Genomic DNA, 11,962 nt, shown 5'->3' on the forward strand with positions numbered 1-11,962 from the left:
TGTCACTGGTTTCACGAGATCCCCAGCTCCTTGTCGATGAGGTCGAAGAGTTCGTCGTTGCTGGCGGATTCGATGACCTGTTCGGGTGGCTCGCCGCCGGATGCCGCGCCGAGGGCGTCGACCTTGGCCAGTGCGCGCCGCAATCGCGCGGCCAGTTCGGCGGGCAGTGCCGCGTCGGTGTCGTCCCGCGCGACGATCGCGTCGATCTGCGCCTCGAAGCGGCTCAGCTCGGTGAGCAGCAGCAGCGGCGGCGCGGGCGGGGCGGCGAGAGCGGACGCGGAGACGGTGTCGACGAGGAACCCGGTCAGCGCTTCCGGGGTCGGATGGTCGAAGACGAGGGCGGCCGGTAGCCGTACACCGACCACATTCGCCAGCCGGTTGCGTAGTTCCACACCGGTCAGCGAGTCGAAGCCGAGGTCTTTGAACGGGTGCGCGGGGTGGATCTCGTCGGCGGACGCGTGGCCGAGCACGACCGCGGCATTGCCGCGCACGATATCGAGCAGGATTCGGTGCGCCTCGGTTCCGGGAAGCCCGGCCAGCCGGTCGGCCAGCGCCGACTCCCCGGTCCCGGCGTCCACGACCCGGAGCGATACCTTCCTAGGTGCTCGGACCAGGCCCGAGAGCAGCGGCGCCACCCCGGTTCCCGCGACGAGCCGGGATCGGTCGAACCGGGCGGCGAAGACGTACGGGTGCGCCGAATCCAGGGCCGCGTCGAACAGCGCGAGTCCCTCCTCCGCGGTCAGCGCGCTGATACCCGAGCGGGACATGCGGCGTTCCCCGGTCCCGGCCACGCTCGCCGTCAACGCGCTGCGCTCCTCCCACAGCCCCCAGCCGATCGAGACGCCGACCATCCCCCGCGCGCGCCGCTCGGCCGCCAGCGCGTCGAGCGCGGCATTGGCCGCGGCGTAGTTCGCCTGGCCCGCGCCGCCGAGTAGCGCGGCACCGGAGGAGAACAGCACGAACGCCGCCGGGTCGCGGTCCACGGTCAGCTCGTGCAGGGCGAGCGCGGCGTCCACCTTCGGCCGCAGCACCCGCTCCAGCTGTGCGGGGGTGAGCGAGCCGATGACGCCGTCGTCGAGGACGCCCGCGGCGTGGACCACCGCCGTGAGTGGGTGATCCGGGGCGATGGCGTCGAACACCGCCGCCAGCGCCGCGCGATCGGCGACATCGCACGCGACGACGGCGGCTCGCGCGCCGAGTTCGGCGAGTTCGGCGATCAGTTCTGCCGCGCCCGGTGCGTCCGCGCCGCTGCGGCTGATCAGGATCTGTTGCTGCACACCGTATTCAGCCGCCAAGTGCCGGGCAACGAGCCTGCCGAGGGTTCCGGTCCCGCCGGTGATCAGTACGGTGCCCGACGGGTCGATCGGCGCGGGCAGCAGCAGCACGTTCTTGCCGATATGCCGCGCCTTGCTCAGGTGACGGAAGGCCGCGGGGGCCTGCCGGACGTCCCAGCAGGTGAGCGGCAACGGGGTGAGCACGCCCCGCTCGAACAGCGACAGCACCTCCGTCAGCATTTCGCCGATGCGCCGCGGACCAGCCTGGATCAGGTCGAACGCCTCGTATCGCACGCCCGGGTACCGGTTCGCGACGTCGTCGGGATCGCGAACGTCGGTCTTGCCCATCTCCACGAAGACACCGCCCCGGGGCAGCAGCCCCAGTGAAGCGTCGACGAATTCCCTTGCCAGGCAGTCGAGTACCACATCCACACCGCGGCCGCCGGTGGTGTCGCCGAACCGTTCAGCGAATTCGAGCGTGCGCGTGGAGGCCAGGTGCGCTTCATCGAATCCGTTGGCGCGCAGCACATCCCACTTCGCTGGGCTCGCGGTGCCGAAAACCTCCGCGCCCGCGTGCCGGGCGAGCTGCACCGCGGCCGTCCCGACTCCGCCGGTGGCGGCGTGTATCAGCACCGAATCACCGCGACGCAGGCCGCCGAGGTCGAACAGACCGTAATACGCGGTGAGGAAGGCGATCGGCACGGACGCCGCCTGCGCGAAGGACCAGCCCGCGGGAATCCGCGCGATGGTGGCCCGGTCGGCGACGGCGACCGGACCGAACGCCCCGCCGAAAACACCCATCACCCGGTCACCGGGAACCAGGTCGGTCACCCCGGGACCGGCTTCGGTAACCGTGCCTGCGCCCTCGCTGCCCACGGTGGGCTGGTCGGGGTCGAGGCCGAGGGACACCACGACGTCGTGGAAGTTGAGACCCGCGGCGCGCACGGCGACGCGCACCTGCCCCGGCCCGAGCGGCGCGACGGCGTCGGGTGCGGGTAGCAGCGCCAGTTCGCCGACCCCGCTGTCCGGCGCGAGCCCCAGTCGCCAGGCCGGTTCGTCCGGCGGATCGAGCACAGCGCCGGCGTCGCGGGTCAGGCGGGGCACGAACAGCTCCCCACCGCGCACCGCGTACTGACTCTCTGTGGCTGCCCCGGTGGACAGCGCGGTCACCAGCGCGATCGGCGACGCGGGATGCGCGTCGATATCCGCGAGCACGAATCGGCCGGGGTGTTCGGTCTGGGCGCTGCGGAGCAAGCCCCACACACCGGATTCGGCCCAGTTCGCACCCCGATCCGCCGGTCCGGTCGCGACGGCCCGCCGGGTGAGGATCACGAGGGTCGACTCTTCGCAACGTACGTCGGCCAGCCAGTCCTGAACCAGCTCGAGCGCGCGGACGATGTTGGTGTGCAGTGTATTCCGAGACTCGTCGCCGGTGCCGACCGAAGCGTCCGCGAGGACGAACGCGGGAATCGACTCCGAGTCCGCGCGCAATGTCTCGAGGTCCGGCCAGGCCGTCGCCGAGGGCAGGGCGGTGCGCAGCGCGTCGCCCAGCACGGCGCAGGAGCCCGCCGCCACCGGCTCGCCGGATTTCGGCTCGGATTCGGCGGGCACGGACGCACCGGAACCGGAAGCGAATCCGTCGAGGCCGGAGGCGGATTCACCGAGGCCGGGAGGGAACCCGTCTGAGCCGGGGGCGGACTCACCGACACCCGAGACGGATCCGACCGAGCCCGGGGCGGATATCCACTCCACGTGGAGCAACCGCTCCCCTGCCTGGGTACTCGCGCGCAGACCGCGCGCGGGCACCGGGCGCAGGAACAGCGAGTCGACGGTCAGGACGATCCGGCCGGTGAGGTCGCGGGCCTCCAGCGACACTTCCTCGGGGCCGTGGGCGGTGACGCGGACGCGGAGGGCGCTCGCGCCGGTGGCACGGACCGTCACACCGGCCCAGGAGAAGGGTAGCCGCGCGACGCTGTCCCGATCGGGGAGCAGCGCAGCGGATTGCAGTGCACTGTCGAGCAGCGCGGGGTGCAGCAGGTAGCCGTCGCTGTCGCGCTGGCGGGGCAGGGCGATCTCGGCGAAGATCTCGCCGCCGCGCCGCCAGGCCGATCGCACGCAACGGAAGGTCGGCCCGTATCCGTATCCGGCGGCGGCGAATCGGTCGTAGAGTTCGGCGATGTCGAGTGGTTCCGCGTCAGCGGGCGGCCAGGCCACGACGCTGTCCGCCGGATCGCCGCCGTGCGGGGCCAGCGTGCCGGTGGCGTAGGCCGTCCACTCGGCGGCGGTGTCCTGATCGGGTCGGCCGTGCACGCTGAGGGCGCGGCGCCCGTCGGCTGCCGCCGGGCCGACGCGCACCTGCAACCATGCCGCGCCGCGCTCGGGGACCGCGAGCGGGGTGTGCAGGGTGAGTTCGTCGACCACGGCGCAGCCCACCTCGTCGGCGGCGCGGAGCGCGAGTTCGAGGAAGGCCGTGCCCGGCAGCACGGTGACTCCCGATACCGCGTGTTCGGCCAGCCACGGCGTGGTCGCCCTGGACAGCAGGCCGGTGAACAGCTGCTCGTCGGAATCGGCGAGGTCGACGGCGGCGCCCAGCAGGGGATGCCCGGCGGCGGCGAGCCCGGCGGCCGCCACATCCGCCGGGCCGGTGGCCGCGTCCAGCCAGTACCGGGTGTGCTCGAACGGATAGGTGGGCAGGTCCACCCGGCGCGCGCCGGGGAACAGGGTGTTCCAGTCGAGATCGACGCCGCCCGCGTGGGCCGCACCGAGCGAGAGCAGCAGCCGGTCCTGACCGCCGTCGCCGCGTCGCAACGAGCCGGTGATCACCGCGTGCGGCACGGAATCCGCCAGCGTCTCGCCGATGCCGACCGTGAGTACCGGATGCGGGCTGATCTCGAGGAATGTGGTGTACCCCGCGTCCGCGAGTGCCAGGACCGCCGGTTCGAAGCGGACCGTGCCACGCAGATTGCGGAACCAGTATTCGGCGGTGAGTTCGCTCCCTTCCAGCCAGCCGGTATCGAGGGTGGAGTACATGTGCACCCGGCAGGTTGCCGGTCGGATGTCGTCGAGCACCGCGATCAGCTCGTCACGGATCTCGTCCACGTGCGCGCAGTGCGAGGCGTAGTCGACCTCGATGCGGCGGGTGCGGACTCCGGCGCGCTCGCAGTCGGCAAGTAGTTCGTCAACGGCGCTCGGATCACCGGCGACCACGGTGGCGGCGGGACCGTTGACGGCGGCGATAGCGAGCCCGCCGTCATTGCGCTCCAACATGATTCGGACATCGCTCGCGGGCAGCGCCACCGAAGCCATCGCTCCTTTGCCCGCGATGGCGCGCAGCAGCCTGCTGCGCAGTGCGACGACCTTCGCGCCGTCCTCCAGCGACAGCGCTCCCGCCACCACGGCGGCGGCGATCTCCCCCTGGGAATGGCCGAGTACGGCATCCGGTTCGACACCGTATCCGCGCCAGGTCGCGGCGAGCGAGACCATGACTGCGAACAGGGCCGGTTGGACGTGGTCGACCAGATCGAGGGCGGCGCGGTCCCGGAGGATTTCCACGAGCGGGCGCTCGATATAGCGCGCGAGGGCACGCTCGCAGGCGGCCATCGACTCCGCGAAGACGGGGACGGTGTCGAGCAGTTCCACCGCCATGCCCGCCCATTGCGCGCCCTGACCGGGGAAGACGAATACCGTCCTGCCCACGATCCCGGTGACGCCCTGTGCCACGGTGGCGCAGGGAGAGTCGTCGGCGAGTGCCCGCAAACCCGTGATCAGCCGCTCGCGGTCGCCGACCAGTACCGCGCGATGCGGGTGCCGCGTCCGGCTGACGGCGAGGGAGAGTCCGATATCGGCGTTGTCGGACTCGGGCCGTGCGTCGAGGTGGCGGGAGAGTCGCCCGGCCTGGGCGCGCAGGGCCGCCGCGGATCGGGCGGACAGCACCCAGGCGACGGCGCGGTCGGGCGCGGTCGGCGACGGCGCGAAATCGGTTGCCGCCACGGGGAGTTCGTCGGGATTCCGGGGTGCGATCGTGGGTTCCGGCGCCTGTTCGAGCACGACGTGCGCGTTCGTCCCGCTCACTCCGAACGCCGATACGGCACCGCGGCGCGGCCGTCCCGCCCGCGGCCACTCCCTGGATCGAGTGAGCAGCCGCACCGCGCCGGAGGACCAATCCACCTGCGCGGAAGGCTGATCCACGTGCAACGTCGCCGGCAGTACGCCGTGCCGCAGCGCCTGCACCATCTTGATGACACCACCAACGCCCGCCGCCGCCGACGTGTGCCCGATATTGGACTTCACCGACCCCAGCCACAGCGCGGGCCTATCGCCCCGATCCTGGCCGTAGGTCGCGAGCAGTGCTTGCGCCTCGATCGGATCGCCGAGCCTGGTGCCCGTCCCGTGGCCTTCGACCGCGTCCACCTCTGCGGTGGTCAATCCGCCATCGGCAAGCGCCGCCCGGATCACCCGCTGCTGAGCCGGACCGTTCGGGGCCGTGAGACCGTTCGACGCGCCGTCCTGGTTGACGGCCGAACCGCGCACGACCGCCAGTACCCGGCGGCCCTGGGCCACCGCGTCCGAGAGTCGTTGCAGCAGTATCACACCCACGCCCTCACCGAAGCCGGTGCCGTCCGCCGCGTTGGAGAACGCCTTGCAGCGGCCGTCCGGCGCGAGCCCGCGCTGGCGGCTGAACACCACGAACAATTCAGGGCTGTTCATCACAGTGACGCCGCCCGCGAGAGCCATATCGCACTCCCCCGACCGCAGTGACCGCACCGCGAGATGCAGCGATACCAGCGACGACGAACACGCGGTGTCCACGGTCACCGCCGGCCCCTCCAGCCCGAGCACGTAGGAGACGCGGCCGGAGGCGACGCTCGCGGAGTTGCCGGAGCCGAGGAATCCCTCCACCTCCGCCGGGACGTTCCCGATCAGCCGCACCGCGTAGTCGTGATGCATGACGCCGGTGAACACGCCGGTGCGACTGCCGCCCAGGGTGGCCGGATCGATACCGGCGCGTTCGAACGCCTCCCACGAGGTTTCCAGCAGGAGCCGCTGCTGGGGATCCATGGCCAGCGCCTCGCGCGGCGAGATCCCGAAGAATCCGGCATCGAATTCCGCGGCGTCGTAGAGGAATCCGCCTTCCCGGACATACGACGTGCCGTGCCGCTCGGTCTCGGTGTCCGGATCGTGGAGGCTGTCGACATCCCAGCCGCGGTCGGTGGGGAAACCGGAGATCGCGTCGGTGCCCGAGGCGACCAGCTCCCACAGTTCCTCCGGCGAATTCGCGTCGCCGGGGAATCGGCAGGCCATGGCGACGATAGCGATCGGCTCGTCGGCGGCGGTCCGCGACACCGGCGCGGCCTGCGGCGCGCTCGTACCGGCCAGCCTGGTATCGAGGAAGTCGGCGAGCGCGGCCGGATTGGGGTGATCGAAGACCAGGGTGGCGGGCAGCCGCAGGCCGGTGACGAGGTTGAGCCGGTTACGCAGATCCACTGCCGCGAGCGAGTCGAATCCGAGATCCCGGAAGGCCCGGCCGGGTTCCACCATATCCGTGCCTGCGTGCCCGAGGACGGCGGCGACCTGGACGCGGACGAGTTCACGCAGTTCCCGGTGCCGCTCGGACGCGGGCAGGGCGCCCAAGCGGCCGGACGTGGTGGCGACATCGGCACCGAGGTGCGGCGCCGTCGCGGCCCGGCGGGCGGCCGGTCGGACGAGGCCGTGCAGCAGTCTCGGCACCGGCTCGGTGGCGGCTCGGGCCCGCAGCGCCGTGAGGTCGAGCGGCATGGCGACCAGATGCGGATCCCCCGCTGCCGTGGCGGCGTCGAAGAGTTCGAGTCCATGCCGGTCGATGAGCGCGGGCATCCCGGAACGGGCGATGCGGCGGGCGTCGATATCGTCGAGACGATCGGTCATCGCGCTGCGCTGCTCCCACAGTGTCCAGGCGATCGACTGCCCGGGCAGACCGCAGGCCCGGCGGTGCTGGGCGAGCGCGTCGAGGAAGGCATTGGCCGCCGCGTAGTTGCCCTGGCCGGGGCCGCCGAAAACACCTGCGGCAGAGGAGAAGAGCACGAACGCGCGCAGCCGCGCACCAGCCGTCAGACGGTGCAGGTGCAGGGCTGCGTCCACCTTGGGCCGCATCACCGCGTCGATCCGGTCGGGGGTCAGCGCGGCGACGACGCCGTCGTCGAGGACGCCTGCGGCGTGCACCACCGCGGTCAGCGGGTGCTCGGCGGGGATGTCTGCGAGCAGCGCTCGCAGGGCCTCGCCGTCGGCGACATCGCAGGCGACGACCGTGCATCGGGTGCCGAGGGCGGCGAGTTCCTCGACGAGTTCGGCCGCACCGGGCGCGGCGGGACCGGCACGGCCCGCCAGAACCAGCCTGCGCGCCCCCGATGCGGCCAGGTGGCGCGCGACCCGGGAGCCGATCAGACCGGTGCCGCCGGTGATCAGGACCGTCCCGTCCGGATCGGCGAAGGGCCCCGCGTGTTCCGCGACCGTCGCCCTGGCCAGCCGGGGGACGCGGACCACACCGCCGCGCACCGCCATCTGTTCTTCGTCGGTGCCCGCGAGATCGACAGCCGGGGAATGGATTTCAGCGAGATCGTCCACGTCGGCCAGTACGAAACGACCCGGATGCTCCGACTGCGCCGTGCGAATCAGCCCCCAGACCGCGGCATGGGCGAGATCGGTGATGTCCTCGCCGGGCACCGCCGCGACCGCCCCTCGGGTCAGCACGATCAGGCGCGCCTCGGCGAACCGTTCCTCGGCGAGCCACTCCTGAACGAGCGCGGCGGCGGCATGCACGGCACGGTGGATGACGGCCGGATCGACAGCGGCATCGGAGGCCGGATCGGCGCTGACGGCAACCGGATCCGCGGCGCCCGCGATCGTGATCATCGGCGCGATGACCGACTCGGGTGCGGCGAGGCCCGCCGCGACGGCGGTGCGCACGGCGGTGAGGTCCGGGTAGCGATCGCCGCCCAGCACGATCGGTTCGGCCACATCGGCGGAACGGCCGGTGACCCGCACGGGAGTCCAGTCCAGCTGGAACAGCGATTCGTGCCGGGCGGCCTGTCGCGGGGCATCGGACACCGGGCGCAGGAGCAGGGCGTCGATCGAGACGACCGCTTGCCCCGCTCCGTCCCAGGCCAGCAGTGCGACGGCGTTCTCCCCCGCCGTCGCGACTTTGGCGCGCAGTGCGGTCGCACCGTGCGCGTGCAGGGTCGCCCCGGTCCAGGCGAACGGCATCCGGCCGGTCTCCCCACAGGACAGACCGGTCACGTGTAGCACGGCGTCCAGCAGGGCCGGGTGCAGGCCGAACAGCGCGGCCTCGGTGTGCTGTTCGGGCGGCAGGACGGCCTCGGCGTAGATGTCGTCGCCCAGCTGCCAGGCGGCGCGCAATCCCTGGAACGCCGGACCGTAGACGAACCGGCCCGCGGCGAAGCGTTCGTACATTCCGGTCAGGTCGATCGGCGTCGCACCGGGCGGCGGCCAGACGGCGGGGACGGCGGCGGGGACGGCGGACGTGTCGGCGGACAGTGTCCCCCGGGCGTGCCGGGTCCACGGGGCCTCGGCGGTGACGGAGTCGGATGCGGCGGACTCGGCGGGGGCGGGCCGGGCGAACACGGTCATCGCGCGCGCCCCGTCGGCCTCGGGTGCGCCGACGGCCACCTGAACGTCGACGGCGGACGCGGACAGCGCGAGTGGTGTCTCCAACGTGAGTTCCCGCACCTGGCGCAGGCCGACCTGGTCGGCGGCGCGGGCCGCGAGTTCGAGGAAGGCGGTGCCAGGCAGCAACGCGGTGCCCAGTACCGAATGCTCGGCGAGCCACGGGTGGGTACGAGTCGACAATCGGCCGGTCAGCACGAGTGCGTCGCCGTCGGCGATGGTGACGACCGCGCCGAGCAGCGGATGCCCCGCTGCGGCGAGACCGGCGGCGCCGACATCGCCGGTCACCGGGCCGGAGTCCTCCAGCCAGTACCGCTGCCGCTGGAACGGGTAGGTGGGCAGGTCGATATGACCGGCGGGCAGGTGGGCGTACGCGGGTCGCCAATCCACCGCGAGCCCGGCGGCCCACAGCGCGCCCGCCGAGGCGTGGAACCGGGCCAGACCGCCATCGTCGCGTTGCGTGGTGCCGCACACCATGACGTCGGTCCCGGCCGCACTCGCGGTCTCCTCGACCGCGACGGTGAGCACCGGATGCGGGCTGACCTCGACGAAGGCGCGTATTCCCGCGTCGAGCGCGGTGCCGACGGCTCGGCGCAATTCGACGGTCTGGCGCAGATTGCGATACCAGTAGCCTGCGTCCAGGGTCCGCGTGTCCAGTGCCGCTCCGGTCACCGTGGAGTAGAAGGGCACGTCGGCCGGGCGCGGGGCGATCCCGGCCAGCAGGGTCAGCAACTCGTCGCGTAGCCCGGTGATATGGGCGCTGTGCGAGGCGTAGTCGACGTCGATGCGCCGCGCCCGCGTTCCCTCGGCTTCGGCGTGCGCCAGGAATTCATCGATGGCGGCGAGCTCACCGGATATCACCACCGCGGCCGGGCCGTTGATCGCGGCGATCGAAAGCCGTTCGCCCCAGGGAATCAGTTCCACTCGGACCCGGTCGGCGGGAAGTTGCACGGAGGCCATTCCGCCGGAACCGGTGACCGAACGCAGTGCGCGGCTGCGCAATGCGACGACCTTCGCGCCATCCTCCAGCGACAGACCCCCCGCGACCACCGCGGCGGCGATCTCTCCTTGCGAATGCCCCACCACCGCGGCAGGTTCCACACCGAAGGACCGCCATACCGCCGCCATGGACACCATCACCGCGAACAGCGCGGGCTGCACGATGTCGACCCGGTTCCACGCCGCGCCCGAGCGCACGCGCTCCAGCAGCGACCAGTCGACGAACGGCGCGAGCGCCGCCTCGCATTCGGCCATCCGCTCGGCGAAGACCGGTGATTCGTCCAGCAGTTCCGCTGCCATGCCGACCCACTGCGAACCCTGACCGGGGAAGACGAAAACTACACGGCTGGTGCGTATTTCACCGGATCTGACCACCGTGGACGAGGGCAGGCCGTCCGCAAGCGCCATCAGGTCGGCGGCAGATCCGGCCCGGCCGGGTGCGAGCAGCACCGCCCGATGGTCGAACACGGTGCGGCGGGCCAAGGCGCGCCCGGTCGCGGGCAGGTCGAGATCCGGATGCTCGGCGAGGTGGGCGCGCAGCCGCGCGGCCTGGGCGCGCAGGCCGTCGCCGCTCCGAGCGGAGAGCAGCCAGGGCACGCTGACGGACGCGGTCCGCTCCGGGGCCGTGCTCGGTCCTGCTTCTTCCGCTGCCCCTACCTGCTCGAGGATGACGTGACCGTTGGTGCCGCTGATCCCGAAGGAGGACACCGCGGCCCGGCGCGGATGGCCGGTCTCCGGCCACGGCGTCGGCTCGGTCACCAGCCGGACCGCGCCCGCCGACCAGTCCACCTGGGTGGTGGGGCGCGCGGCGTGCAGGGTCGGCGGGACGATGCCGTGCCGCATGGCCATGATCATCTTGATGACACCGCCGACCCCGGCGGCAGCCTGGGTGTGGCCGATGTTGGATTTCAGCGAGCCGAGCAGCAGGGGCCGGTCCCGGTCCTTCCCGTAGGTGGCCAGCAACGCCTGCGCCTCGATGGGATCACCGAGGGGCGTACCGGTGCCGTGCGCCTCGACGACGTCCACCGCGTCGGGCCGAAGCCGCGCGTCGGCCAGCGCCCTACGGATGACGCGCTGCTGGGCGGGCCCGTTGGGGGCGGTCAGCCTGCTGCTCGCGCCGTCCTGGTTGACAGCGCTGCCGCGCACCACCGCGAGAATCGGATGCCCGTTGCGGCGGGCGTCGGAAAGGCGCTCCAGCAGAAGCATTCCCACGCCTTCACCCCAGCCGGTGCCGTCGGCCTCGTCGGCGAAGGATTTGCACCGCCCGTCGCCGGCCAGGCCGCCTTGCCTGCTCATCTCGGTGAACGGCACCGGTGTCGACATCACCATGGCGCCGCCCGCGAGTGCCAGCGAACATTCCTGTCGGCGCAGGGCGTGTGCCGCCAGGTGGATGGCGATCAGCGAGGAGGAGCACGCGGTGTCGACCGTGATCGCCGGTCCCTCCAGACCGAAGGTGTAGGAGAGGCGACCCGAGGCGACGCTGTCGGATTGACCGTTGCCGAGGTAGCCTCGCACATCCTCGGCCACCTGGTGCAGCCGCAGCGCGTAGTCCTGGTACATCACACCGGCGAAGACTCCGGTATCACTGCCGCGCAACGCGTTCGGGTCGATCCCGGCCCGCTCGAACGCCTCCCACGTCGTCTCCAGCAGCAGCCGCTGCTGCGGATCCATGGCCAGCGCCTCGCGGGGGGAGATATTGAAGAACCCCGGTTCGAAATCGGCGACCGCGTCGAGGAACCCGCCCTCTGCCGCGTAGGTGCTGCCAGGCCGCTGGCGGGTCGGGTCGTACAGGGACGCCAGATCCCAGCCGCGATCGTCCGGGAACTCGGTGATCGCGTCCGTGCCGGATTCGACCATGCGCCAGAGCTTTTCGGGGGTGTCGACGCCGCCCGGATATCGGCAGCCCATGCCGATGACGGCGATCGGCTCGCGGCTTTTCGCCTCGACCTCCGCGAGCCGGTTCCGGGTGTGGTGCAGATCTGCCGCTACCCGCTTGAGGTAGTCACGAAGCTTGTGATCAGTCACGGAAT

General features: G+C 71.9%; 1 protein-coding gene. It reads right to left on the minus strand.

Annotated elements, in window-relative coordinates:
* Window positions 1–11: 11 nt before the first annotated feature.
* On the minus strand, window positions 12–11,957 hold the full coding sequence (locus OG225_RS15205; RefSeq protein ID WP_405182248.1) for an SDR family NAD(P)-dependent oxidoreductase: 11,946 nt from the start codon (window positions 11,955–11,957) through the stop codon (window positions 12–14).
* Window positions 11,958–11,962 lie beyond the last annotated feature (5 nt).

It is taken from the genome of Nocardia sp. NBC_01377 (genome assembly GCF_045040005.1).
GTDB classification, from domain to species: domain Bacteria; phylum Actinomycetota; class Actinomycetes; order Mycobacteriales; family Mycobacteriaceae; genus Nocardia; species Nocardia noduli.